The sequence below is a fragment of the Streptomyces sp. Ag109_O5-1 genome (genome assembly GCF_003814875.1).
GTDB lineage: Bacteria > Actinomycetota > Actinomycetes > Streptomycetales > Streptomycetaceae > Streptomyces > Streptomyces sasae.
This window is the reverse complement of the sequence record NZ_RKQF01000001.1, coordinates 4,103,951-4,127,035: the sequence shown is the minus strand read 5'-3', so window position 1 is coordinate 4,127,035 and position 23,085 is coordinate 4,103,951. Positions and strand designations below refer to the sequence as shown.

25 protein-coding genes are annotated in these 23,085 nt (G+C 70.5%); 16 read left to right on the top strand and 9 right to left on the bottom strand.

From position 1 onward, the window contains the following. Positions 1-21 precede the first annotated feature (21 nt). From atpA to EDD90_RS18625, 5 genes are all read left to right on the top strand, one after another. A complete protein-coding gene (gene atpA, locus EDD90_RS18645; protein WP_123974112.1) occupies positions 22-1,611 on the top strand; it encodes a F0F1 ATP synthase subunit alpha in 1,590 nt (529 codons plus the stop codon). A gap of 21 nt (positions 1,612-1,632) precedes the next feature. Continuing rightward, on the top strand, positions 1,633-2,550 hold the full coding sequence (locus EDD90_RS18640; protein ID WP_123974111.1) for a F0F1 ATP synthase subunit gamma: 918 nt from the start codon (positions 1,633-1,635) through the stop codon (positions 2,548-2,550). Next, a complete protein-coding gene (gene atpD / locus EDD90_RS18635; RefSeq protein WP_123974110.1) occupies positions 2,551-3,984 on the top strand; it encodes a F0F1 ATP synthase subunit beta in 1,434 nt (477 codons plus the stop codon). A 132-nt stretch (positions 3,985-4,116) separates the two neighbouring features. Beyond that, a complete protein-coding gene (locus tag EDD90_RS18630; protein ID WP_123974109.1) occupies positions 4,117-4,491 on the top strand; it encodes a F0F1 ATP synthase subunit epsilon in 375 nt (124 codons plus the stop codon). A gap of 122 nt (positions 4,492-4,613) precedes the next feature. Next, positions 4,614-5,060, top strand: a complete 447-nt coding sequence (locus tag EDD90_RS18625; RefSeq protein ID WP_123974108.1) for a DUF2550 domain-containing protein — start codon at positions 4,614-4,616, stop codon at positions 5,058-5,060. A gap of 85 nt (positions 5,061-5,145) precedes the next feature. Here the strand turns inward: EDD90_RS18625 and EDD90_RS18620 are convergent, their stop codons facing one another. Next, positions 5,146-6,972, bottom strand: coding sequence for a glycoside hydrolase family 18 chitinase (locus EDD90_RS18620; protein WP_123974107.1), 1,827 nt, complete (start codon positions 6,970-6,972; stop codon positions 5,146-5,148). A gap of 271 nt (positions 6,973-7,243) precedes the next feature. Between EDD90_RS18620 and EDD90_RS18615 the strand changes: the two genes are divergently transcribed. Genes EDD90_RS18615 through EDD90_RS18600 form a run of 4 tightly spaced genes read left to right on the top strand, consistent with a single transcriptional unit; the run spans position 7,244 to position 10,055 of the window. Then, a complete protein-coding gene (locus tag EDD90_RS18615) occupies positions 7,244-7,942 on the top strand; it encodes a response regulator transcription factor (RefSeq protein ID WP_123974106.1) in 699 nt (232 codons plus the stop codon). Then, on the top strand, positions 7,939-9,405 hold the full coding sequence (locus EDD90_RS18610; RefSeq protein WP_123974105.1) for a HAMP domain-containing sensor histidine kinase: 1,467 nt from the start codon (positions 7,939-7,941) through the stop codon (positions 9,403-9,405). The genes EDD90_RS18615 and EDD90_RS18610 overlap by 4 nt, the downstream gene beginning before the upstream one ends. Before the next feature lie 51 nt (positions 9,406-9,456). Continuing rightward, positions 9,457-9,858 carry a hypothetical protein gene (locus EDD90_RS18605; protein ID WP_123974104.1) on the top strand — a complete coding sequence of 134 codons (402 nt, stop codon included), beginning with the start codon at positions 9,457-9,459 and terminating at the stop codon, positions 9,856-9,858. Beyond that, the gene (locus tag EDD90_RS18600; protein WP_123974103.1) at positions 9,858-10,055 is read left to right on the top strand and encodes a hypothetical protein; all 198 of its coding nucleotides are present in this window, start codon (positions 9,858-9,860) and stop codon (positions 10,053-10,055) included. Before EDD90_RS18605 ends, EDD90_RS18600 begins: the two co-directional genes overlap by 1 nt. 29 nt (positions 10,056-10,084) lie before the next feature. Here the strand turns inward: EDD90_RS18600 and EDD90_RS18595 are convergent, their stop codons facing one another. Genes EDD90_RS18595 through EDD90_RS18585 form a run of 3 tightly spaced genes read right to left on the bottom strand, consistent with a single transcriptional unit; the run spans position 10,085 to position 12,222 of the window. Further along, positions 10,085-10,657 (bottom strand): cob(I)yrinic acid a,c-diamide adenosyltransferase, encoded by a 573-nt coding sequence (locus EDD90_RS18595; protein WP_123974102.1) that lies wholly within the window; start codon positions 10,655-10,657, stop codon positions 10,085-10,087. A gap of 13 nt (positions 10,658-10,670) precedes the next feature. Beyond that, a complete protein-coding gene (locus tag EDD90_RS18590) occupies positions 10,671-11,420 on the bottom strand; it encodes an ABC transporter permease (RefSeq protein ID WP_123974101.1) in 750 nt (249 codons plus the stop codon). A gap of 13 nt (positions 11,421-11,433) precedes the next feature. Next, complete coding sequence (locus EDD90_RS18585; RefSeq protein ID WP_123974100.1) at positions 11,434-12,222, bottom strand: ABC transporter ATP-binding protein; 789 nt, start codon at positions 12,220-12,222, stop codon at positions 11,434-11,436. Positions 12,223-12,303: 81 nt separating this feature from the next. Between EDD90_RS18585 and EDD90_RS18580 the strand changes: the two genes are divergently transcribed. From EDD90_RS18580 to EDD90_RS18565, 4 genes are all read left to right on the top strand, one after another. Then, the gene (locus tag EDD90_RS18580) at positions 12,304-12,978 is read left to right on the top strand and encodes a TetR/AcrR family transcriptional regulator (RefSeq protein ID WP_123974099.1); all 675 of its coding nucleotides are present in this window, start codon (positions 12,304-12,306) and stop codon (positions 12,976-12,978) included. Positions 12,979-13,093: 115 nt separating this feature from the next. After that, positions 13,094-13,942, top strand: coding sequence for a 3-hydroxyacyl-CoA dehydrogenase family protein (locus EDD90_RS18575; RefSeq protein WP_123974098.1), 849 nt, complete (start codon positions 13,094-13,096; stop codon positions 13,940-13,942). A 218-nt stretch (positions 13,943-14,160) separates the two neighbouring features. After that, the gene (locus EDD90_RS18570) at positions 14,161-14,484 is read left to right on the top strand and encodes an STAS domain-containing protein (RefSeq protein ID WP_123974097.1); all 324 of its coding nucleotides are present in this window, start codon (positions 14,161-14,163) and stop codon (positions 14,482-14,484) included. A gap of 249 nt (positions 14,485-14,733) precedes the next feature. After that, positions 14,734-17,241 carry an ATP-binding protein gene (locus tag EDD90_RS18565; protein ID WP_123974096.1) on the top strand — a complete coding sequence of 836 codons (2,508 nt, stop codon included), beginning with the start codon at positions 14,734-14,736 and terminating at the stop codon, positions 17,239-17,241. Between the two features lie 58 nt (positions 17,242-17,299). Here EDD90_RS18565 and EDD90_RS55510 read toward each other — a convergent pair whose 3' ends face one another. Then, positions 17,300-17,440 (bottom strand): hypothetical protein, encoded by a 141-nt coding sequence (locus EDD90_RS55510; protein WP_185149143.1) that lies wholly within the window; start codon positions 17,438-17,440, stop codon positions 17,300-17,302. Positions 17,441-17,463: 23 nt separating this feature from the next. Here EDD90_RS55510 and EDD90_RS18560 point away from each other — a divergent pair, with 23 nt between their 5' ends. After that, entirely contained in the window at positions 17,464-17,688 is a 225-nt protein-coding gene (locus EDD90_RS18560; protein WP_123974095.1) for a hypothetical protein, read from the top strand. A 109-nt stretch (positions 17,689-17,797) separates the two neighbouring features. Here EDD90_RS18560 and nucS read toward each other — a convergent pair whose 3' ends face one another. After that, entirely contained in the window at positions 17,798-18,469 is a 672-nt protein-coding gene (gene nucS, locus EDD90_RS18555) for an endonuclease NucS (RefSeq protein ID WP_123974094.1), read from the bottom strand. 343 nt (positions 18,470-18,812) lie between these two features. Here nucS and EDD90_RS18550 point away from each other — a divergent pair, with 343 nt between their 5' ends. Next, the gene (locus tag EDD90_RS18550) at positions 18,813-19,205 is read left to right on the top strand and encodes an SCO5389 family protein (RefSeq protein ID WP_123974093.1); all 393 of its coding nucleotides are present in this window, start codon (positions 18,813-18,815) and stop codon (positions 19,203-19,205) included. Between the two features lie 104 nt (positions 19,206-19,309). Here EDD90_RS18550 and EDD90_RS18545 read toward each other — a convergent pair whose 3' ends face one another. After that, entirely contained in the window at positions 19,310-20,338 is a 1,029-nt protein-coding gene (locus EDD90_RS18545) for an LLM class flavin-dependent oxidoreductase (RefSeq protein WP_123974092.1), read from the bottom strand. Positions 20,339-20,560: 222 nt separating this feature from the next. Between EDD90_RS18545 and EDD90_RS18540 the strand changes: the two genes are divergently transcribed. After that, entirely contained in the window at positions 20,561-20,902 is a 342-nt protein-coding gene (locus EDD90_RS18540; protein ID WP_123974091.1) for an ATP/GTP-binding protein, read from the top strand. A gap of 39 nt (positions 20,903-20,941) precedes the next feature. On the opposite strand, the gene EDD90_RS18535 is transcribed toward EDD90_RS18540, so the two are convergent. Both EDD90_RS18535 and EDD90_RS18530 read right to left on the bottom strand, forming a co-directional pair. Continuing rightward, positions 20,942-21,820: an ABC transporter permease gene (locus tag EDD90_RS18535; RefSeq protein ID WP_123974090.1), complete on the bottom strand. Its 879-nt coding sequence runs from the start codon at positions 21,818-21,820 to the stop codon at positions 20,942-20,944. Beyond that, a complete protein-coding gene (locus EDD90_RS18530; protein ID WP_123974089.1) occupies positions 21,817-23,061 on the bottom strand; it encodes an ABC transporter ATP-binding protein in 1,245 nt (414 codons plus the stop codon). The genes EDD90_RS18535 and EDD90_RS18530 overlap by 4 nt, the downstream gene beginning before the upstream one ends. Between the last annotated feature and the right edge of the window lie 24 nt (positions 23,062-23,085).

Here is a 23,085-nt window from a genome sequence, read left to right as displayed (position 1 = left end):
CAAGGAGAGCAGGGAACCCAGATGGCGGAGCTCACGATCCGGCCGGAGGAGATCCGGGACGCGCTGGAGAACTTCGTCCAGTCGTACAAGCCGGACGCGGCCTCGCGCGAGGAGGTCGGTACGGTCACCCTTGCCGGCGACGGCATCGCGAAGGTCGAGGGTCTTCCCTCGGCCATGGCCAACGAACTGCTGAAGTTCGAGGACGGCACCCTCGGCCTCGCGCTGAACCTGGAAGAGCGCGAGATCGGCGCCATCGTCCTCGGTGAGTTCAGCGGCATCGAGGAGGGTCAGCCGGTGCAGCGCACCGGTGAGGTCCTCTCCGTCGCGGTCGGCGAGGGCTACCTCGGCCGCGTCGTCGACCCGCTCGGCAACCCGATCGACGGCCTCGGCGAGATCGAGACGTCCGGCCGCCGCGCCCTGGAGCTGCAGGCTCCCGGCGTCATGCAGCGCAAGTCGGTGCACGAGCCGATGGAGACCGGCTACAAGGCCGTCGACGCGATGACCCCGGTCGGCCGCGGCCAGCGTCAGCTGATCATCGGTGACCGCCAGACCGGCAAGACCGCCCTGGCCGTCGACACGATCATCAACCAGCGCGACAACTGGCGCTCGGGCGACCCGAAGAAGCAGGTCCGCTGCGTCTACGTCGCCATCGGCCAGAAGGGCTCGACCATCGCCTCCGTGCGTGGCGCCCTGGAAGAGGCCGGCGCGCTGGAGTACACGACCATCGTCGCCGCCCCGGCGTCCGACCCGGCCGGCTTCAAGTACCTGGCGCCGTACACCGGCTCGGCCATCGGCCAGCACTGGATGTACGAGGGCAAGCACGTCCTCATCATCTTCGACGACCTCTCGAAGCAGGCCGACGCCTACCGCGCCGTCTCCCTGCTGCTGCGCCGCCCGCCGGGCCGTGAGGCCTACCCGGGTGACGTCTTCTACCTGCACTCCCGTCTGCTGGAGCGCTGCGCCAAGCTCTCCGACGACATGGGTGCCGGTTCGATGACCGGTCTGCCGATCGTCGAGACCAAGGCCAACGACGTCTCGGCGTTCATCCCGACCAACGTCATCTCCATCACCGACGGCCAGTGCTTCCTGGAGTCGGACCTGTTCAACGCTGGTCAGCGCCCCGCGCTGAACGTCGGTATCTCCGTCTCCCGAGTCGGTGGTTCCGCGCAGCACAAGGCGATGAAGCAGGTCTCCGGCCGTCTGCGTCTGGACCTCGCCCAGTACCGCGAGCTGGAGGCGTTCGCCGCCTTCGGTTCCGACCTGGACGCCGCGTCGAAGTCGCAGCTGGAGCGTGGTCAGCGCCTGGTCGAGCTGCTCAAGCAGGCTCAGTACCAGCCGATGTCCACCGAGGACCAGGTCGTCTCCGTGTGGGCCGGCACCACCGGCAAGATGGACGACGTCCCGGTCGTCGACATCCGCCGCTTCGAGAAGGAGCTGCTTGAGTACCTGCACCGCAAGGAGCAGGGCCTCATGACCTCCATCAAGGAGGGCGGCAAGATGTCGGACGACACCCTCACCGCTGTTGCCGACGCGATCGCCGACTTCAAGAAGCAGTTCGAGACCTCGGACGGCAAGCTTCTCGGCGAGGACGTTCCGGCCGCGGCCAAGTGACGTAAGGAAGGGACCTGACTCATGGGAGCCCAGCTCCGGGTCTACAAGCGTCGCATCCGATCCGTCACCGCGACCAAGAAGATCACCAAGGCGATGGAGATGATCGCCGCCTCGCGTGTCGTCAAGGCGCACCGCAAGGTGCGGGCCTCCGCGCCGTACGCGACCGAGCTCACCCGCGCGGTCACGGCGGTCGGTACCGGCTCGAACACCAAGCACCCGCTGACCACCGAGGCGGAGACGCCGACCCGTTCCGCGGTGCTGCTCCTCACGAGCGACCGCGGTCTGGCCGGCGCCTTCAACTCCAACGCGATCAAGGCCGCCGAGCAGCTGACGGCGCGCCTCGAGGCGGAGGGCAAGGAGGTCGACACCTACATCGTCGGCCGCCGCGGTCTGGCCCACTACAACTTCCGCGAGCGCAAGGTCGTGGAGTCGTGGTCGGGCTTCACCGACGAGCCCTCGTACGCGGACGCCAAGAAGGTCGCGGCGCCGCTGATCGAGGCCATCGAGACGGAGACGGCGAACGGCGGCGTGGATGAACTCCACATCGTCTACACCGAGTTCGTGTCGATGATGACGCAGACGGCGCTCGACGCCCGGCTGCTGCCGCTGCGCCTCGAAGAGGTCGCGGAGGAGAGCGCCCCCAAGGGCGAGATCCTCCCGCTGTACGACTTCGAGCCCTCGGCGGAGGACGTCCTCGACGCCCTGCTGCCGCGCTACGTGGAGAGCCGCATCTACAACGCGCTGCTCCAGTCGGCGGCTTCGAAGCACGCCGCCACGCGGCGCGCGATGAAGTCGGCCACCGACAACGCGGGCGAGCTGATCAACACGCTCTCCCGTCTTGCCAACGCGGCCCGCCAGGCCGAAATCACCCAGGAAATCAGCGAGATCGTCGGTGGCGCCAGCGCCCTGGCCGACGCGACCGCGGGGAGTGACCGATAAATGACCACTGTTGAGACCGCGACGGCCACGGGCCGCGTCGCCCGGGTCATCGGCCCGGTCGTCGACGTGGAGTTCCCCGTCGACGCGATGCCGGAGATCTACAACGCCCTTCACGTCGAGGTGGCCGACCCGGCCAACGCCGGCGAGAAGAAGACGCTGACCCTGGAGGTCGCCCAGCATCTGGGTGACGGCCTGGTCCGCACCATCTCCATGCAGCCCACCGACGGTCTGGTCCGCCAGGCCCCGGTCACCGACACCGGCGACGGCATCACCGTCCCGGTCGGCGACTTCACCAAGGGCAAGGTGTTCAACACCCTCGGTGACGTGCTGAACGTCGACGAGCAGTACGAGGGCGAGCGCTGGTCCATCCACCGCAAGGCCCCGAACTTCGACGAGCTCGAGTCGAAGACCGAGATGTTCGAGACCGGCGTCAAGGTCATCGACCTTCTCACCCCGTACGTCAAGGGTGGAAAGATCGGTCTGTTCGGCGGTGCCGGCGTCGGCAAGACGGTGCTCATCCAGGAGATGATCTACCGCGTCGCCAACAACCACGACGGTGTCTCCGTGTTCGCCGGTGTCGGTGAGCGCACCCGTGAGGGCAACGACCTCATCGAGGAAATGGCCGACTCGGGCGTCATCGACAAGACCGCCCTGGTCTTCGGCCAGATGGACGAGCCCCCGGGCACCCGTCTGCGCGTCGCGCTGGCCGGCCTCACCATGGCCGAGTACTTCCGTGACGTCCAGAAGCAGGACGTGCTGTTCTTCATCGACAACATCTTCCGCTTCACGCAGGCCGGTTCCGAGGTCTCGACCCTGCTCGGCCGCATGCCCTCCGCGGTGGGCTACCAGCCGAACCTGGCCGACGAGATGGGTCTCCTCCAGGAGCGCATCACCTCGACCCGTGGTCACTCGATCACCTCGATGCAGGCGATCTACGTCCCCGCGGACGACCTGACCGACCCGGCCCCGGCCACCACCTTCGCCCACCTCGACGCGACGACGGTGCTGTCCCGTCCGATCTCCGAGAAGGGCATCTACCCGGCCGTGGACCCGCTGGACTCCACGTCCCGGATCCTGGACCCGCGCTACATCGCGGCGGACCACTACAACACCGCTATGCGCGTGAAGACGGTCCTCCAGAAGTACAAGGACCTCCAGGACATCATCGCGATCCTCGGTATCGACGAGCTGGGCGAGGAGGACAAGCTCACCGTCCACCGTGCCCGTCGCGTGGAGCGCTTCCTGTCCCAGAACACCCACGTCGCCAAGCAGTTCACCGGCGTCGACGGTTCGGACGTCCCGCTGGACGAGTCGATCGCGGCCTTCAACGCGATCATCGACGGCGAGTACGACCACTTCCCGGAGCAGGCGTTCTTCCTGTGCGGTGGCATCGAGGACCTGAAGGCCAACGCCAAGGAGCTGGGCGTCTCCTGAACCCGGTCATGACTTCATGACCCGGTACGAGTTCGGGTGAGGGGGCGGGCGCGTCCCGCCCCCTCACTCACGCCTACTAGAATTGACCCCAACACCCGGCGCCACTGCCGGGTGGTGACCCGAGGAGCCACCTTGGCTGCTGAGCTGCACGTCGCGCTGGTCGCGGCCGACCGAGAGGTCTGGTCCGGCGAGGCCACCCTGGTCGTCGCGCGCACCACGTCCGGCGACATCGGCGTCATGCCCGGTCACCAGCCGCTGCTCGGTGTGCTGGAGTCGGGCCCGGTGACCATCCGTACGAGTGAAGGTGGAACGGTCGTCGCCGCGGTGCACGGCGGTTTCATCTCGTTCGCGGACAACAAGCTGTCGCTGCTGGCCGAGATCGCCGAGCTGTCGGACGAGATCGACGTCCAGCGCGTGGAGCGGGAGCTGGAGCGTGCGAAGGCGGAGGGCGACGCCACCGCCGAGCGGCGCGCCGACGTCCGCCTGCGGGCGGCGACAGCACGCTGACACTGCACGCTGTGCGATGACGTCATTCAGCCGCGGCTGGGACCTTGGGTCCCAGCCGCGGCTGAAGTAGATCCGGGTCTTTTTTACGTTCCATTACCTAGGAGACGAGGAGGTCGGTGCCGATGGTCCTCGCTCTGACTGTGTGTGGAATCGTGGTCGCGCTCGTGGTGGTGGGGCTGTTCCTGTTCGGCCTGCGCCGCAGACTGATCCAGCGCTCCGGCGGCACCTTCGACTGTTCGCTGCGCTGGGACGTCCCCGAGAAACCGGACGCCAGCGGAAAAGGCTGGAGCTACGGCGTCGCCCGCTACAACGGCGACAGCGTCGAGTGGTACCGCGTCTTCTCCTATGCCTACCGTCCCCGCCGGGTCCTGGAGCGGGCCCAGATCGAGGTGGCCGGCCGCCGGCTGCCCGACGGCGAGGAGGAACTGGCGCTGCTCTCCGACGCCGTGATCCTCGCCTGTACCCATCGGGGCACCCGCCTCGAACTCGCGATGAGCGAAGACGCGCTGACCGGATTCCTCGCGTGGCTGGAAGCAGCCCCGCCCGGACAGCGAGTGAATGTGGCGTAGCCGCATTCACTCGCTGGGTGGGGGTCCCCCCGGACGAAGTCCGGGGGAGCGTCAACGTCGCTTAGGACGCTTTTTTCCGTCGGGCTTACGACATCCCGGAGTTGATGGCGCTCACCAGTTCGCCGTCACTCGTGTCGCCGCTGAACTCCCAGAAGAAAGCACCGCCGAGCCCCTGGGCCTTGGCCCAGCTCATCTTCCCGGCGATGGTCGACGGGGTGTCGTAGGACCACCAGTTGCTGCCGCAGTGTGCGTACGCCGTGCCCGCGATCGTGCCGGTGGCCGGGCAGGACGTCTTGAGGACCTTGTAGTCCTCGATGCCCTGCTCGTAGGTGCCCGCCGCCGGTCCGGTGGCCGTCCCGCCGGGCGCGTCCTGGGTGACCCCGGTCCAGCCGCGGCCGTAGAACCCGATCCCGATCAGCAGCTTGCTCGCCGGTACGCCCTGCGCCTTGAACTTGGCCATCGCGTCGGCGGTGTCGAAGCCCGCGGTCGGGATGCCCGTGTACGAGGTGAGCGGGGAGTGCGGTGCCGTCGGCCCGGTGCCGGCCCAGGCGCCGAAGAAGTCGTACGACATCACGTTGTACCAGTTGACGTACTGGGAGGCGCCCGCGTAGTCGGTGGCGTCGATCTTGCCGCCCGCGGAGCCGTCCGCCGTGGTGGCGGCGGTGACCAGGGCGGAGGAGCCGAACTTGGCGCGCAGTGCGGCCATCACGTTCTTGAAGGCTGCCGAGCCGCTGGTGTCACAGCTCAGCCCGCAGGCGTTCGGGTACTCCCAGTCGATGTCGATGCCGTCGAAGACATCGGCCCAGCGGGAGTCCTTGACGAGGTTGTAGCAGGAGTCGGCGAACGCGGTCGGGTTGGCCGCCGCCTGGGCGAAGCCGCCGGACCAGGTCCAGCCGCCGAAGGACCACAGGATCTTGATGTTCGGGTACTTGGCCTTCAGCTCGCGCAGCTGGTTGAAGTTGCCGGCCAGCGGCTGGTCCCAGGTGTCCGCGACCCCGCTGACCGACTGGTCGGCGGTGAACGTCTTCTGGTAGTCGGCGTAGGCGTCGCCGATCGCGCACTGGCCGTTGGTCACGTTGCCGAAGGCGTAGTTGATGTGCGTGATCTTGGCCGCGGAGCCGGATGTCACCAGGTTCTTGACCTGGTAGTTACGGCCGTAGATGCCCCACTCGGTGAAGTAGCCGAGCTTGACCTTGGAGCCGGTGGTCGGGGGAGTGGTCGTACCGCCGGTGGTGTGCACCGCGACCGCGCCGCTGACCGGGCCCGTCTGGTTGGCGGTGTCGCGGGCCTGGACGGTGTACGAGTAGTCGGTGCCGGCGGTGAGACCCGTGTCGGTGTACGAGGTGGTGGTCACCGTGGAGACCACCTTGCCGTCGCGCAGGACGTCGTAGTTCTTGACGCCGTTGTCGTCGGTGGCGGCGGCCCAGCTCAGCTTCACCGAGGTGTCGGTGATGCCGGACGCGGTCGGGGTGCCGGGCGCGGAGGGGGCCGAGTCGCCGGGGACGGTGGTACCGCCGTCACAACTGGCGCCGTTGATCAGGCAGTTGCTCGGTGATCCGGAGCCGGCGCCGTTGAAGCCGAAGGAGACGGAGGCGCCGGGGGCGATGGTGCCGTTGTAGGACTTGTTCTTGGCGGTCCAGTGGGTGCCCAAGGAGGTGACGTCCGCGTCCCACGCGGAGGTGACCGACGTCCCGGAGGGGAAGTCCCACTCGACGGTCCATGAACTGATCGACGTGGTACCGGTGTTCTTGACGGTCCACTGGCCGCCGAAGCCGGTACCCCAGTCCGAGGACTTGGTGTAGGTGGCGGTGGCGGACGTCGCGGCCTGGGCCGGGCTCGCGAGGCCGACCAGACCGGCCAGGGGGAGCAACAGGGTCGCGAACCCCGCCGCGGCTCTGTGTCTGAAGCGCATGCTGCGCCTCCCTCTCGATCGGGGGTGACGTGGGCATGACTGAGCCTCATACCCACAGTGCCGTGAGGATAGAAAGGTCTGGACCACCGGTCAATAGGTCTGGACCACTCTGTATACGTGGTGTCGGATCCCCAACTCCCTTGCCGGTCCGCCCGCTTGTGCTCAGCCGCGCCGCGCGGGCCGACGGCGGCCCGAGCGGCCGACCACGACCGCTGCCCTCCGCCCGGCGGAGGGCCGTACGCTGACCAGGCACTGAGAGAGGGAGGCGGGCATGAGCGAGGGGGAACGCCCCGGAGGCGTGCTGGTGGTGGACGACGACGCGGCCATCCGGCGCTCGCTGGAGCGTGGACTGAGGCTGAGCGGCTTCGCCGTCCGGGTGGCCGACAGCGGGGCCGCGGCCCTCGCCGAGATCCGGGACACCCCGCCCGACGTGCTGGTGCTCGATGTGTCGATGCCCGGCATGAGCGGCATCGAGGTGTGCACCCGGCTCCGCGACGACGGCCTCGACCTGCCCGTGCTGATGCTCTCCGCGCTGGACGAGACCGCGGACCGGATCGCCGGGCTCCAGGCGGGCGGCGACGACTACCTCGTCAAACCCTTCGCCCTCCAGGAGCTGGTGCTGCGGCTACGGGCGCTGCTGCGCCGTAGGCCGCCCACCGGCCGGGAGGTGCTGCGGGTGGCCGGCCTGGTGATCGACCCGGCGGCCCGCACCGCGGAACGGGACGGCCGGCCGCTCGACCTGACCCGGCGTGAGTTCGAACTCCTGGCGGTGCTCGCCCGTAACACCGGGATCGTCCTCACCCGGGACCAGCTGCTGGACCGGGTGTGGGGCTACGACTTCGACGTCCGCAGCGACGCCGTCGACACGTTCGTCAGCTATCTGCGCCGCAAACTGGAGGCGGACGGGCGGTCCCGGCTCGTGCACACGGTGCGCGGGGTCGGCTTCGTGCTGAGGGACTCGTCGTCGTGAGGCTCTCCACCCGCATCGGGCTCGCGGTCGGGGTGACCGTGCCGCTGCTCGTGCTCGCCTCCGGCTGGCTGCTGCTCCGCCTCGTCGGCAACGATCTGCACCGGGCCGAGGACGACCATCTCCGCGCCCGCGCCACGGCCGTGGCCCCGGCCGCCCGCGCCCTGCTGCGGGCCAGCGCGGGCGGCCGGGCCAAGGCGGCCGACACTCGCGAGCGTCAGCTGTTCAGCGCGGCCCTGGACGTCGGTGTACGGGTCGTCGGACCGGACGCCACCTTCAGCGGCGGCCCCCAGCCGGACGTCTCGGTCCCGCTGCCCGCCCGGCGGGCGGCCGTCCCGGTCACGGTCCGGGACGGCGGGACCAGCTGGCGCGCGCTGGCCGAGCCCCTCACAACCGTCCGCGGCTCCGGCACCCTGTGGGTCTTCGCACCGAACGCCGCGGACCAGGCACAGCTGCGGCTCGTCCGACGCCGGGTCCTGGTGACCGCCCTGCTCGCCGCTCCCCTGTCCGGCCTGCTCGCCTGGGGCATCGCCACCGGCGCCACCGGTCCGCTGCGCCGGCTCCGCAGCCGCACCGCGGGGCTCGACCCGCGCACCAGCACCGCCCGACTGCACCACGAGCCGACCGGGGTGACCGAGGTCGACGACCTGGCGGCCACACTCCAGAAGGCCCTCGCCCGCTACGACGAACAGGCCGCCCGCACCGCCGAGGCGCTGGACACCGCCCGTTCCTTCTCGGTGGCGGCCGCCCACGAGCTGCGCACCCCGCTGATGAGCATGGGCACCAACGTCGACATCCTCGCCGCACACCCCCACCTCCCGGAGCCCGACCGCACGGAGGTCCTCACCGACCTGCGCCACGAACACGCCCGGCTGCTCGGCCTGTTGGTGATGCTGCGCGAGCTGGGACGGGGCGACCTGGTCGAGGTGGAAGCCCTGGGCACCGTGGACCTGGCGGACGTCGCCGACGCGGCGGCGGCCGAGGCCCGGCGGCGCGCCCCGGACGACCGGATCACCGTGGACGCGGCGCCCGGGCTCACGGTCCACGGCTGGGAACCAGGACTGCGGCTGCTCCTGGACAACCTGCTCGCCAACGCGCTGGCCCACGGCCGGGACCCGGACGGCCGGGCCGATGTGACGGTCGGGCTGCGGAGCGCGGACGGACAGGCCGTGATCACCGTCGACGACCGCGGAGCAGGAGTGCCGGCCGCCGAACGGGACCGCATCTTCGAGCGGTTCCGGCGTGGACCCGGCAGCTCGGGCTCGGGGCTCGGTCTGACGCTGGTCGCCCAGCAGACCGCGCTGCACCAGGGACGGGTCACGGTCACGGACGGTCCGGACGGCGGCGGAGCCCGCTTCGAGGTACGGCTGCCCCGGGCCGGCGGCGAACTGCCCGAGCACCGGGACTGGTTGATCGCCACAGCCCGGACAAACCGGTCACAGAGTTTCCCCAAAGACAGTTCCTAGCCTCCGTCGCGTCGGACGGACGACGGGGCCGTCCGCGGAACGGAGAACGCGATGTACGCACGACACCAGCGGCGCGCCCTGCTCGTGGGGCTCGCCACCGCGGCCCTGCTGGCCGCGGGTACCGGCGCGGCCGAGGCCGGCGGCACGCCCGGGCCGACGGCGCCCCCGACCGGGGACGGGGCGCAGGCCCTGTGCAAGCGGGCGCCCAGGATCGACCAGCGCATCGACCGCGCGCTGCAGCGGCTGAACGCCGGGGCGGACCGCCGGGGTTCGATCGCCCGGCTGCAGAAGCGGCTGGACAACGCGAAGGCGGCGGGCCATGCCGAGGTCGCCACCTACCTCCAGGACCGGCTCACCTTCCGCAAGTCCCTGGTGCCGATGCTGGAGCAGCGGAAGCAGGATCTGGCCGATGTGCAGACCTGGTGCCGGAGCAACCACGGGGGCGCGAGCTGATGCGCCCGAAGCTCGCGGCCGCCGCGCTCGCCGTCCTCGCGGGACTCACCGCGGGCTGCGCCCACACCGCCGGGTCGCCGGACAAGGCCGCGGCCACCCCCTCCGGCTACTCGCAGATGCAGCAGAAAGTGGCCGCCGCCGAATCCGCGCTCGCGCAGGCGGACAAGGACACGGCCAAGGACGACACGGACCGCTGAGCAGGGGGCGGGGCGGGGAGCGCCGCGCCTCAGCGCTCCCCGCCCGGCACCCAGAGCACGTCCCCGATGTCCTTGTTGGCGGTGCGGGCGAGGATGAAGAGCAGATCCGACAGCCGGTTCAGATAGGTCGCCGTCAGCGGGTTCATCACCTCGCCGTGCACCTCCAGCGCGGCCCAGGTCGACCGCTCGGCCCGCCGTACGACCGTGCAGGCCTGGTGGAGCAGGGCCGCGCCCGGGGTACCGCCCGGCAGGATGAAGGAACGCAGTTTCTCCAGCCGCTCGTTGAAGCGGTCGCAGTCCGCCTCCAGCTTGTCGACGTAGAACTGCTCGACACGCAGGGGCGGGAACTCCGGGTTCTCCACCACGGGTGTGGACAGGTCCGCGCCGACGTCGAAGAGGTCGTTCTGCACCCGGGTGAGGACCTTGACGATCTCCTCGTCCAGCCCGCCCAGTGCGATCGCGGTCCCGATCACGGCGTTCGCCTCGTTGGCGTCCGCGTACGCCGAGATCCGCAGATCGGTCTTGGCGACCCGGCTCATGTCCCCGAGGGCGGTGCTGCCCTGGTCGCCGGTCCTGGTGTAGATGCGTGTCAGATTGACCATGTGGCCAGCGTAGTTACGCTCCGGCGGTACGGAAGACGCGTGTGCCCACTGTCACGGCGAGTGTCGCGAAGCCGACGGCGACGAGGACGCCGTACAGCATGTGCGTGCTCGTGTACGAGCCTGCGTAGGCGTCCCGGACGGCGTCCACCAGGTAGCGGAACGGGACGAGGTGGGAGAGGACGTCCAGCCAGGCGGGGGCCAGGGTCATCGGGAGCATCAGGCCGGACAGGAGCATGGACGGCATGGTCAGGGCATTGATCAGCGGGCCGAACTCCTGCGGCGTGCGGACCTTGAAGGCCAGCGCGTACGACAGCGAACCCAGCGCGACGGTCAGCAGGGCCACGAAGGCGAAGCCGATCAGGATGCCGGGCGCCGGGGCGCGCAGCCCCATCGCCACCGCGGCCAGCACCAGCAGCACGGCCTGGAAGACGAAGACGGTGGCGTCCCGCAGGACCCGGCCCAGCAGCAGTGCGAGACGGCTGACGGGCGTCACGCGCATCCGCTCCACCACGCCCTGGCCGTTCTCGAGGATGATGGCGAATCCGGCGAACGAGGCGCCGAACAGGGACAGCTGGAGCAGCAGCCCGGGGACGAGGACCTGCCAGCTGGAGCCGCGGGGGCCCAGCGGCAGGCGCGTCAGCAGTGGCCCGAAGAACAGCAGGTACAGCAACGGCATCAGCACACCGAAGAGCAGGGCGAAGCGGGAGCGCAGGGACTGGCGGAGGTAGCGGCCGTAGATCAGGCCGGTGTCGTGGAGCAGCATCTCTTCCGGATTCCTATACGGCTACGGGTGTCACGTCGGCCGGGGAGGGACCGCGGCCGGTGATGGCGAGGAAGGTGTCCTGGAGGCTCGCGTCGATCGAGCCGCCGTATCGGAGCTTCAGGGCGCTCGGTGTGCCCTCGGCCGCGACCACACCCTGGTCGACGACGACCAGGCGCTCGGCGAGGGCGTCGGCCTCGTCCAGGTAGTGGGTGGTCAGGAAGACGGTCGTGCCGTGCTCGTCGCGCAGCCGGCGGACCAGATCCCACAGGTCGGCCCGGCTGCCGGGGTCCAGGCCGGTCGTCGGCTCGTCGAGGAACAGCACCTTCGGGCGGTGGGTGAGGGCCATCGCGATGTCGAGGCGCCGGCGCTGGCCGCCGGAGAGCGTGCCGCACTTGCGGTCGAGGAGCCCGGCGAAGCCCAGGTCGTGCGCCAGCTCCCGGGCCCGGGCGGCCGCCTGGTCCCTGGTCAGGCGGTAGAGGCGGCCCTGGGTGACGAGTTCCTCGCGCACACCGATGCTCGGGTCGACCCCGCCCGACTGGGCCACGTAGCCGCACGCGCGCCGTACCCCGACCTGATCGGCCGCCAGGTCGTGGCCGGCGACCGAGGCCGTGCCCCCGGTCGGCGCGAGCAGGGTGGTGAGCATCCGCAGGGTGGTCGTCTTGCCGGCGCCGTTCGGGCCGAGGAAGCCGAGGATCTCGCGCTCGCGGACGGTGAGGTCGATCCCGCGCACGGCCTCCACCGGGCCGCGCTTGGTCTGGAAGGTACGGGCCAGTCCGGCCGCGCTGATGACTGCTGCTGCCATGCCCCTCAGAAAAACAGAGTCCCTGAAATTTTGCAATGCCTCCAAAATTTATCCGACCCCAGCGAAGGCTAGGATGCGCACATGGCGGAAGGGCTCAGGGAGCGGAAGAAGCGGCAGACCCGGCAGTACATCTCCGATGTCGCCACGGGCCTGTTCGTCGAGCGTGGCTTCGACGCCGTGACGGTCGCGGAGATCGCCGACGCCGCCGACGTCTCCGTCAACACCGTCTACAACTACTTCCCGGCGAAGGAGGACCTCTTCTTCGACCGTTCCGCCGGGCTGGTCGACCGGATGGCCCGCTGGGTGCGCGGGCGGAACGCGGGGGAGTCGGCCGCCGCCGCCGTCCTGCGGGAGCTGCGCGAGGAGGTCGAGGCGGTGTCGCCCCGGGTCGGCCTGATGTCCGGATACGCCGCCTTCATGCGCGTCATCGAGAACGCGCCCGCGCTGCGCTCCCGGCTGTGGGCGATCGGGCAGGAGGTTCAGGCCAAGCTGGAGGACGCGCTGCGCGAGGACACCGGCGCCCCGGCCGACGACCCCATGCCGCACCTGATCGCCGGTCAGCTCGGCTGGGTGCACAGTACGGTCATGTCGGTCATCGGTCGCGAAATGGTCAAGGGGGGCGATCCTCGCGAAGTATCACGTGAGGTACTGGTGCTTCTCGACGACATCGAGGACCTGTTGAGCGAGAAGGTCCTCAACTACGCGGTGCGAGACGCGGAATGGCCGGTGCCGCCGCGACCGTCTGACGGGACGTGACGGTTGTCTCACCCCCTGAGACCGTGACACGCATTACTTACCGGGTTTCCCGGCCCCTCACGAGCGCTAGGGTCCGCCCAAGAGCCATACCTAAACAGCGTGTAAGGGGAGCGGAGTGGCACGGAAGCTTGCCGTCATCGGTGCCGGCCTGATGGGTTCCGGCATCGCCCAGGTCGCCGCACAGGCCGGCTGGGACGTGGTCCTGCGTGACGTCACCGACGAGGCACTGGACCGTGCGATCGGCGGTATCCATGCCTCGTACGACAAGTTCGTGAGCAAGGGGAAGCTGGAGGCGCACGACGCCGACACCGCCCTGGCCCGCATCACCACGACCACCGACCTGGACGCCGTCGCCGACGCGGACATCGTGGTCGAGGCGGTCTTCGAGAAGCTGGAGGTCAAGCACGAGATCTTCCGCGCGCTCGACAAGATCGTGCGCCCGGACGCCGTGCTCGCCTCCAACACCTCCGCCATCCCGATCACCAAGATCGCGGCGGCCACCGAGCACCCCGAGCGGGTCGTCGGCGTCCACTTCTTCTCGCCGGTGCCGATGATGCAGCTCGTCGAGCTCGTCCGCGGCTACAAGACCAGCGACGAAGCCCTCGCCACCGCGCGGGAGTTCGCCGAGTCCACCGGCAAGACCTGCATCGTCGTCAACCGGGACGTCGCCGGCTTCGTGACGACCCGGCTGATCTCGGCGCTCGTCGTCGAGGCCACCAAGCTGTACGAGTCGGGCGTCGCCACCGCCGAGGACATCGACCTGGCCTGCAAGCTGGGCTTCGGTCACGCCATGGGCCCGCTGGCCACGGCCGACCTCACCGGCGTCGACATCCTGCTGCACGCCACCAGCAACATCTACACCGAGTCGCAGGACGAGAAGTTCGCACCACCGGAGCTGATGCGCCGGATGGTTGACGCCGGTGACATCGGACGCAAGAGCGGGCAGGGGTTCTACACGTACTGAAACACCAGTGCGTACCACCTCTGACCGCTTCCGAATCACATCGGAACCAGAACTGAACCACCTCTGAAAACGTACAAACCCCAGGAGTGTCCCTCCTGGGGGTGAATTCGGTATCGGTTCGCTTACAGATGGCAACCTCGGACCGTCGAATGCAGTCAGAAGTTGCATCACCGGACATCACTTTCATGGAGTAGGACACGCACTCTCGGGGAGCGCATATGTACATCAGGGGCGACCACGCCGAGCTGGTCGTCGGGGGCCGCCTCGACGTCCGCAGCGCGGCGGACGCCCGTACGGTCCTGCACACGGCCGTCGACGACGGAGTCGGCGATCTGGTGCTGGACCTGTCCGAGCTGGACTCCTGGGATGCCACCGGACTCGGGGTGATCATGGGGGCCCACCGGCGGGCCGGCCGCTGCGGCCGCCGCCTGGTGCTGCGCGACGTACCGCCGCAGATGCAGCGCCTGCTGGTGGCCACCCGGCTGCACCGGATCCTGGCGATCGAGGGGGGCATCGGGGTGGAGTCGCTGCCCAGGGTGTGACGCAGGGGGTGCCCCGGGCGGACGGCGCACATGCGCATGTCAGGCGCAATCCTCACGAGACTGTGATGTCTCGGACGGCGCGGCACCCCGGACTGTCGTAGATACTGTGCCAAGGTTTAAGGTTCGGTCGCCCGCCGCCCTTACCACCCTTCGAGCGCGGGCCCGGACCAGAAGCGACAGCGCAGTGTGCAACAGGCCGGGAGGGGCCCGAATTCACGGCACACCACGCTTTTGGGGGGCTAGGAACCTATGGACCCGATCAACCCGGGACCCGAGGGGTACGGCCAGGACGGCGACGGCAGCACGCCGCGCCAGCGCCCGCCCAGGGAATCCCTCACCAACGACTTCGGCCAGAGCGCACCGGCTCGCACGGCACGGCTGGTCACCGGTGACTTCCTGCTGACCGTCAACCCCGTCGACGGCAGCGAGATAGAACCCTGCCCGCCGGCCGAACGCCCCGCCAGACCCGAGAAGCGCACCGCCGCCGAGCGCACCGACCACGAGCGCGCCGCCCGGCCGCCGGTACCGCCCGGCCCCGCCCAGCCCGAACTGCACCTCCTGGAGCGCCAGGACGACCGCGAGCATCTCGTACGACTCCTCGCCCGCGGCCGCTCCGTACGTCTCACCGGCCCCTCGGGCTCCGGCCGCACCGCACTCCTCGACCTGGTCGCCGACGACTGCTCCGACCTCGCCCCCGACGGTGTGGTCCGCCTCAACGGCTTCCACCGCACCCCCGAAGACCTGCTCCACGACCTCTTCCACGCCGTCTACAAGGCGCCCGCCCACCGGCCCGGACACGACGAACTCCTCGAACTGATCCGTGACATCGGCGCGGTCGTCGTCCTCGACGACATCGAGTTCGGCGGCGCCGGGCTCGACGAGCTGATCGACGCCACCCCCGAGTGCGCCTTCCTCATCGGCGCCACCCCGGACGTGCCGGCCCCCTCCGCCGACTCCGCCGTCGAGGAGGTCCCCCTCAGCGGACTGGAGCGGGCCGGGGGAGTGGACATCCTGGAGCGCGCGGTCGGCCGGGTGCTCACCGAGGAGGAGGCCAACTGGGCCGGCGACCTCTGGTTCGAGTCCGAAGGCCTGCCGCTGCGGTTCGTGCAGGCGGGCGCACTGCTCCGCCAGCGCGACCAGTTGCGCGCCAGCACGGACGCGGTCGACGAGTTCGGCGTCTTCGCCTCCGAGCTGCCGGTCGATGCACCGCTCGACGTGCCCTTCGACGCCGAGGCCACCGACGAGGTCCCGCTCCCGTCCCTCGGTGAGGCGGCCGCGCCCGCCCCGCTGCTCGCCGCCCGGCTCAGCGCCTCCGCCCGGGCCACCCTGCGCTTCGCGGTCGCCCTCGCCGGCGAGGTCCCGCACCAGGCCCATCTGCCCGCCCTCGTCGGCGACACCCACGCGGACGCGGCCCTCGGCGAACTGGCGGCCTGCGGACTGGTCTCCCCGGTGGGCTCCCGCTACCGGCTCGCCGCGGGCGTCCTGCAGCAGCTGGAGGCCGCCGGCTACGCCGACGACACCGCGGCCCAGGCGCTCACCGCCGCCCAGCACTACGCCTGGTGGGCCGGCCACCCCTCCGTCACCCCGGAGCGGGTCTGTGCCGAGGCCGACGCGCTCCTCGCCGCGCTGGCCGTCCTCGTCCCCGCCACCGTGGCACCGGCCGAGGACGAGGAGTCCACACCGGTACGACTGGCCCGTACGGCCGCGCCCGCGTTCGCGGCCGGGCTGCACTGGGGCGCCTGGGAAGCCGCGCTGCGAGCCGGCGCCGAAGCCTCCCGGCTCGCCGCCGAGGTCCGCGAACAGGCCTACTTCCACCACGAGTTGGGGATACTCGCGCTCTGCGGCGGCCAGCTGGACCGGGCCCGGGCCGAGCTGGAGGCCTCGATCGGCCTGCGCGGGGCGCTCTCCGACAAGCGGGGTACGACGGCCGGCCGGCGTGCGCTGGCGCTGGTCGCCGACCTCTCGGGCGAGGCGCTCCCCGCCATCGCCGCGACGGCGGGCGACGAGATACCCGACGCCCGCCACGAGGAGTCCGTATCCCCGGCGGGAGGGGTCACGACACCCTTCCCGGCCGTGCACTCCCCGTTCTCGGACACGGTGGTCACCCGCCGGGTCCCGGAGGAGCCGGCGCCGGTCGAGAGCGGCGGCGGCCTGGTCCGCATGGCCCGCCGCAACCTGGTGGCGGTGGGCGCGGGCGTCCTCCTCACCGCCGTCCTGGGCACCGTGGTCGGGCTGGGCATGACGTCCCACGACAACGCCGACGACCCGTCCAACAACGTGAGCGTCAACCCTTCGGCGAGCGAGGGCACGGGCGACGGCAGCCTGGGCGCGGACCCCAAGCAGTCCTCGGGCACGTCGGACACGGGCACGGCGACGAGCAGGCCGACGGACCCGGGCGCCGACGGCACGCTCGGCACCTCGGACGACCCGACATCTCCGACGGGCGGCGCGACGCCTTCGGACACGCCGACCGGGACGAAGGGGTCGTCGAGCGGCGGCACGACACACTCGCCGTCGAAGTCGCCGACACCGACACCGTCGCATTCGAAGTCGGCATCGGCGAGCCCTTCGAAGTCGTCCTCACCGTCGCCGAGCGACTCCGTGTCGCCCTCGTCATCGGCCCCGACCGACACCCCCAGCACGACCAACTCGGCCAGCGGCCCCGCATCCAGCGCCCCGGCTGCGTCGAGCAGCTCGGCAGCGGCCTCGGAGGGCAGCAGCGAGAGCGCGTCGGCCGGCTCGGGCACGATCATCTGAGCCACGGCCGAGGGCCGGTCTCCCACCGCGGAGACCGGCCCTCACCTCATGCCCGGTGTCAGCCGCCCCAGCGCCCGTCGGAGCCCGGCAGGGGCGGGGCGGGGCGGCTCGCGCTCAGCACCCGCTCCGGTGGCATCAACGTCGGCATGGAGGTGTCGATCGGGCCGTTCGGCGCCGGGGTGGGCCTGGCGTTCAGCACGCTGTTCGCCTTCGCCGTGGCTCATGCGCCGGCCGCCCACGCCGTGGGCGCCAGCGGTGTGCTGGACCACCGTCAACCGGCTCGGCCAGGTGATCGGTGTCGCCGCCTACGGCAGCGGCTACCTGGCCCTGGCCTCCGGCGGCGACGGTCCTTCCGGTGCCGCCATGACGACCTCGCCGGCCATGGCGGCGGGCGCCGCGGTCGCGGCGTTGATCACCCTCGGTCTGCCGGCCGACCGGAAGGCGTGACCGTTTTGTCCGCCTCCCGCCCGGTGGGAGGCGTCGTGGTCACCGGCACCTGCTCGGCACCGCTCAACCGGCTTCCCCGGCTGCCGGTGGCCGCGCCGGCCACCGGCGGTCAGAACAACCGCAGTTTGTCGTCCTCGACGCCCCGCAGCGCGTCGTAGTCCAGCACCGTGCAGCCGATGCCCCGGTCCGTGGCGAGGACGCGAGCCTGCGGCTTGATCTCCTGGGCCGCGAAGATGCCGCGGACCGGCGCCAGATGGGGGTCGCGGTTCAGCAACTCCAGGTAGCGGGTGAGCTGTTCCACGCCGTCGATCTCGCCCCGGCGCTTGATCTCGACCGCGACGGTCTGGCCGTCCGCGTCGCGGCAGAGGATGTCCACCGGGCCGATCGCCGTCATGTACTCGCGGCGGATGAGGGTGTAGCCGTCGCCGAGGGTCTCGATGCGGTCGGCCAGCAGCTCCTGCAGATGCGCTTCCACGCCGTCCTTGATCAGGCCGGGGTCGACGCCCAGCTCGTGCGAGGAGTCGTGGAGGATCTCCTCCATCGTGATGATGAGCTTCTCGCCCGCCTTGTTGATGACGGTCCAGACGCCTTCCTCGTCACCGGCCCCCTCCTTGAGGGTGCACGGCGGCGACATCCAGTTGAGGGGCTTGTAGGCCCGGTCGTCCGCGTGGATGGAGACGCTGCCGTCCGCCTTGACCAGGATCAGACGGGGAGCGGAGGGAAGGTGGGCGGTGAGCCGGCCGGCGTAGTCGACGGAGCACCGGGCGATGACGAGACGCATGGTCGGCAACGCTACTCGACGCCCCGCCCTGCACGCGATTCGCCCACCTGTCTCCCGCCACCACCCGCGAACGAGGCCCTGCGGGCCACACTTCTTGATCACCCCGCGGCTACCCGGCCCCCGCGACCGGTTCTGGCGGGTCTCCCGGACACCCCTGTTCAACACTGGCCGATTGTGTGCCTAAAGGGACCGGCGCATATACGCAATCTCCTGGTGGGGTCACCGTCCGTTGCCTACCGTAGTAAACGGGAGGTCGCGAAGTGTGTACTCAGAGTGTTCGGTATCGCGAACTCCCTTATCTGTCCGCCAACCCCTGCTGTTCGGGGGTGCGAGAGGAGTACCCATGTCGCTCGACGTCTCACCGGCCCTACTCGAACAGGCCGAGCGAGGCGAGGTCGACGAAGCAGAATTCGTCGACTGCGTCCGGACCTCCCTGCCCTACGCATGGGAGATGATCAGCTCCCTGGTGGCCCAGCTGAAGGTGGACGGCGGAGACTTCGCCGACAACCAGACGCCCCCGCCGGACGAGCAGGCACGCGGTCAGCTGCTGCGTGCGCTCGCGAGTGACGCCATACGCGGCGCCCTGCAGCGGCACTTCGGTGTGCGGCTTGCCTTCCAGAACTGCCACCGGGTTGCGGTGTTCCCGCTGGACGTCTCGGTCGACGAGACGCTGGCCCGCTTCACCTCGGTGCGCAGTCAGCTGCTGAACCAGTCCCCGGAGCTCCGGGACTGCTGACGCGGAGCTCCGGTACTGCTGACGCAGTGAGCCGCTTGCTTGCCGCTCCACACGCGGGAGGTGCACAGTCACTGGGGCGGCAAGCTCCCCGCGGAGGTGTGAGGTCACCGGAGGTGCGGCAGTACCTCGGCACCCAGCCGTCGTACGTTCTCCTCCGTGGCCGCAAGGTCTCCGGATCCCTCGGTCAACAGGGCGAAACGGGAGATACCGGTCCGCTCGGAGGTCGCGGCGAGCCGGTCGACACACAGCCGCGGGGTACCCACCGGGTGCAGTCCGCAGAGCAGTTCCGTGTACGCGAGCGGGTCGCGCATCGAGCGGATCCGGCCGTCCACCGTCACATGGGCCTCCAGCCCCTGCTTCAGCCAGCCGGGCATCGCCTTCGTCAGGGTCTCCACGGCGTCGGTGCGCCGGTCGGCGATCTGGCAGACCCCGGCCGAGACATGGGCGGCGCCCGTGATCTCCTCCGTGGGCCGCCCGGCCGCCCGCGCGTGCTGTCGCCACAGGGCGACCATCTCGGCCTTCTCCTCGTCCCCGACATGCATGCCGAGCAGCATCGGCAGCCCTCGCTCGGCGGCCAGCCGGACGCTCGCCGGTGAGGTGCACGCGACCACGACCTCCGGTCCCGGCACCTCGGTCAGCGCCTCCGACGGGCGCGGTACGACCGGCACTTCACGGAACGAGAAGCGCGGACCCCTGGCCGACACGCGCGGTTCGCGCAGCCAGCGGACCAGCAGATCGAGTGATTCCGGGAAGCCCCGTTCGTATGCCTCCAGTCCGGCCCCGAACACCTCCAGATCCACCCACGGCCCGCCCCGCCCCACGCCGAGCGTGAAGCGGCCGCCGCTGGTCACATGCAGCAGCGCGGCCTGTTCGCCGAGCGCCACCGGGTGGACCGTGGGCAGTACGCTCACCGCCGTACCGACCCTGAGGCGGCTGGTGCGGCCCAGCAGCAGCGCCGCCAGGGTGACCGCGGACGGGCACGTGCCGTACGGCACGAAGTGGTGCTCGGCCAGCCAGACCGCGTCCAGACCGGCCTCCTCGGCCACTTCCGCTGTGCGCACCGCCCGGTGCAGGGCCTCCCCCTGGCCCTGGCCCGGGAACTGGGCGGCCAGCACAAAACTTCCAACGTGCATCGCATTTCCTGCTTTCCTGGCTCCTACCCGGAGCTCCCCCACGCGGCATAACCGTCTGACACGTGCCGAGGACACGGCCTGGCGAAGAGATTTGCGGATTGTCTGGAGAATGGGTCGCCCTGCAGGGGGACTTGTGCGGGTTGGTGCCCTACGCGTACCCCCGTACGCGCGTCGTAGGCTGGTCACAGCCCGTGCTTCCTGTATAGCCCCGAGAGGTGTCCCGTGTCCCCGCGTCGCAACCGACCCAAGGGCCCGAACCCGGCGGCCTCCTCCGGCCGGAGCGCCGAGGACGACCGCGCGGATCGCTACGGCGGCTGGCAGTCCACGGAGAGCTGGCAGGGCGAGGAGTGGAGCGTACGGCATGTGGCCGGCGCCAGCGCGGTCGGCAAGACGTACCGCTGCCCGGGCTGCGACCAGGTGATCGCCTCCGGTGTCCCGCATGTGGTGGCCTGGCCCGAGCACTCGGGCGTCGACGAGCGCCGGCACTGGCACAAGGCCTGCTGGAACGCGAAGGACCGCCGCACCACGCGGGTGCAGCGGTCCCGTAACGCGCCGAAGTTCTGAGAGCAGTACGGCTGTCCGGGAGCCGTACGAGCCGTACGGCTACACGTCCCGCTTCTCCAGCAGCGCGCAGGCGCCCGCGAACGCGACGGCCGTCACACCCAGGACGATCCACAGCGGGTCCCAGCCCGAAGGGCCGCCGTCGCCGAGCGAGTTGGAGTAGAAGATGCTCATCTGGTTCGGGATCGAGTACTCGAACAGGGCCGTGCGCACCTTCTCCAGCTGCGAGGAGAACATGAACAGCGCGATCACCAGCGGGGCGAGCACCGCGCCGATCATGATGGTGATGGCGCCCGCCGAGTGCCGGATGACGGAACCGACGAGCAGGGAGAGCAGCCCGAGCAGCGCGATGTAGAGGCTGACGCCGACGGTCGCCTTCAGCCATTCCCCGCCGGTGGGCGTCCGGGCGCTGTGGCCCAGCATCGACACCTGGGTCATGGCGACGAACGAGCTGGTCGCGAGCGTGATCACGAAGGCGACCGCGAAGAAGACGATCGACTTCGCGGCGAGCACCCGCACCCGGGACGGGCAGGCCACCATCGTGGTACGGATCATGCCGGTGCCGTACTCGGAGGCCGTGGTCAGCACGCCCAGCGTGATGATGCAGATGCAGCCGAGCAGCAGTCCGAAGAAGCCCAGGGACAGGGCGTTCTGGCCGCCGAGGTCCTCGGAGGAGGAGCCGCTGACCACCGCGGCGGCGAGCAGGCCGATGCCGACGACGAGCAGCACGAACACGCCGAGCGTCCACATCGTCGAGCGCACTGACCGGATCTTCGTCCACTCGGAGGTGATCGCGTGCCTGAGGTTCGTGCGCACCACCGGGATCGGCGAGGTGTAACCGGGGTACGGACCGCCGGGCGCCGCCTGCCAGTCGGGCGCGGCCTGGGGTGCCTGCGGCATCGGGGGCTGGTGGGTGCTCATCGGGCGTCCTCGGGCTTGGTCAGGTCGGCGGGGGCGGAGGCGGGCGCGGCAGGGGCGGCGGCGGGCGCGGAGGCCGGCTGTGACGATTCGGCAGCGGGCGCCGGGGCGGGCGCGGGCGCCGGGGCCGCGTAGGGGTTGTACGGCCCCTGCGGAGCGCCGTACGGCCTCGCGGGCGCCCCCTGTGCCCCGTACGGGTTCGCGAACGGGGCGCCGCCCTGCTGGGGTGGCGGCGGGGCGTACCAGCCCGGCTGGCCCTGTCCGGGCACCGGCATCGGCGGCTGCGCCCCGGGCGGCAGCGGCTGCTGGAGCCCGGCCTTCTGGTCGGTGGTGGACCGGTAGTCCACGGCGCCCTGCGTCATCCGCATGTACGCCTCTTCGAGGGAGGCCTGGTGCGGCGACAGCTCCCACAGCCGTACGTCCGCCTCGTGCGCGAGGTCGCTGATCCGCGGCAGCGGCAGGCCGGTCACCCGCAGCGCGCCGTCCTGCTCGGGCAGCACATGGCCGCCCGCCTCGGTCAGCGCCGAGCTGAGCTTCTCGCGCTGCTGGGGCTCGGTGTCCGGGGTGCGGACTCTCGCGAAGTCGGCGGAGTTGGCCGAGATGAAGTCCGTCACACTCATGTCGGAGAGCAGCTGGCCCCGCCCGATGACGATGAGGTGGTCGGCGGTCAACGCCATCTCGCTCATCAGATGGGAGGAGACGAAGACGGTACGGCCCTCGGCCGCGAGCGACTTCATCAGGTTGCGCACCCAGAGGATGCCCTCGGGGTCGAGGCCGTTGACCGGCTCGTCGAAGAGCAGCACCTGGGGGTCGCCGAGGAGCGCGGCGGCGATGCCGAGGCGCTGGCCCATGCCGAGCGAGAAGCCCTTGGAGCGCTTGCCGGCCACGTCCTGCAGCCCCACGACCCCGAGCACCTCGTCCACCCGTCGGGCCGGGATGGCGGACAGCTGGGCCAGGCTGAGCAGGTGGTTGCGGGCGCTGCGGCCGCCGTGCACCGCCTTGGCGTCGAGCAGCGCGCCGACTTGGCGGGCGGCGTTGGGCAGCTTGCGGTACGGATAGCCGCCGATGGTGACCGAGCCGGCGGTGGGGTTGTCCAGACCCAGGATCATCCGCATGGTCGTCGACTTGCCCGAGCCGTTGGGCCCGAGGAAGCCGGTGACGGCCCCGGGACGCACCTGGAAGGAAAGGTTGTACACGGCGGTCTTGTCGCCGTAGCGCTTGGTCAGGCCGACAGCCTCGATCATGCTCCGCACCCATCGAAAGGATCA

What these genes read in the sequence shown, in the direction of transcription:
- atpA (WP_123974112.1), top strand. Translation starts at nt 22, where the DNA reads ATGGCGGAGCTCACGATCCGGCCGGAGGAGATCCGGGACGCGCTGGAG.
- EDD90_RS18640 (WP_123974111.1), top strand. Translation starts at nt 1,633, where the DNA reads ATGGGAGCCCAGCTCCGGGTCTACAAGCGTCGCATCCGATCCGTCACC.
- atpD (WP_123974110.1), top strand. Translation starts at nt 2,551, where the DNA reads ATGACCACTGTTGAGACCGCGACGGCCACGGGCCGCGTCGCCCGGGTC.
- EDD90_RS18625 (WP_123974108.1), top strand. Translation starts at nt 4,614, where the DNA reads ATGGTCCTCGCTCTGACTGTGTGTGGAATCGTGGTCGCGCTCGTGGTG.
- EDD90_RS18620 (WP_123974107.1), bottom strand. Translation starts at nt 6,972, where the DNA reads ATGCGCTTCAGACACAGAGCCGCGGCGGGGTTCGCGACCCTGTTGCTC.
- EDD90_RS18615 (WP_123974106.1), top strand. Translation starts at nt 7,244, where the DNA reads ATGAGCGAGGGGGAACGCCCCGGAGGCGTGCTGGTGGTGGACGACGAC.
- EDD90_RS18605 (WP_123974104.1), top strand. Translation starts at nt 9,457, where the DNA reads ATGTACGCACGACACCAGCGGCGCGCCCTGCTCGTGGGGCTCGCCACC.
- EDD90_RS18600 (WP_123974103.1), top strand. Translation starts at nt 9,858, where the DNA reads ATGCGCCCGAAGCTCGCGGCCGCCGCGCTCGCCGTCCTCGCGGGACTC.
- EDD90_RS18595 (WP_123974102.1), bottom strand. Translation starts at nt 10,657, where the DNA reads ATGGTCAATCTGACACGCATCTACACCAGGACCGGCGACCAGGGCAGC.
- EDD90_RS18590 (WP_123974101.1), bottom strand. Translation starts at nt 11,420, where the DNA reads ATGCTGCTCCACGACACCGGCCTGATCTACGGCCGCTACCTCCGCCAG.
- EDD90_RS18585 (WP_123974100.1), bottom strand. Translation starts at nt 12,222, where the DNA reads ATGGCAGCAGCAGTCATCAGCGCGGCCGGACTGGCCCGTACCTTCCAG.
- EDD90_RS18580 (WP_123974099.1), top strand. Translation starts at nt 12,304, where the DNA reads ATGGCGGAAGGGCTCAGGGAGCGGAAGAAGCGGCAGACCCGGCAGTAC.
- EDD90_RS18570 (WP_123974097.1), top strand. Translation starts at nt 14,161, where the DNA reads ATGTACATCAGGGGCGACCACGCCGAGCTGGTCGTCGGGGGCCGCCTC.
- EDD90_RS18565 (WP_123974096.1), top strand. Translation starts at nt 14,734, where the DNA reads ATGGACCCGATCAACCCGGGACCCGAGGGGTACGGCCAGGACGGCGAC.
- EDD90_RS18560 (WP_123974095.1), top strand. Translation starts at nt 17,464, where the DNA reads ATGCGCCGGCCGCCCACGCCGTGGGCGCCAGCGGTGTGCTGGACCACC.
- nucS (WP_123974094.1), bottom strand. Translation starts at nt 18,469, where the DNA reads ATGCGTCTCGTCATCGCCCGGTGCTCCGTCGACTACGCCGGCCGGCTC.
- EDD90_RS18550 (WP_123974093.1), top strand. Translation starts at nt 18,813, where the DNA reads ATGTCGCTCGACGTCTCACCGGCCCTACTCGAACAGGCCGAGCGAGGC.
- EDD90_RS18545 (WP_123974092.1), bottom strand. Translation starts at nt 20,338, where the DNA reads ATGCACGTTGGAAGTTTTGTGCTGGCCGCCCAGTTCCCGGGCCAGGGC.
- EDD90_RS18535 (WP_123974090.1), bottom strand. Translation starts at nt 21,820, where the DNA reads ATGAGCACCCACCAGCCCCCGATGCCGCAGGCACCCCAGGCCGCGCCC.
- EDD90_RS18530 (WP_123974089.1), bottom strand. Translation starts at nt 23,061, where the DNA reads ATGATCGAGGCTGTCGGCCTGACCAAGCGCTACGGCGACAAGACCGCC.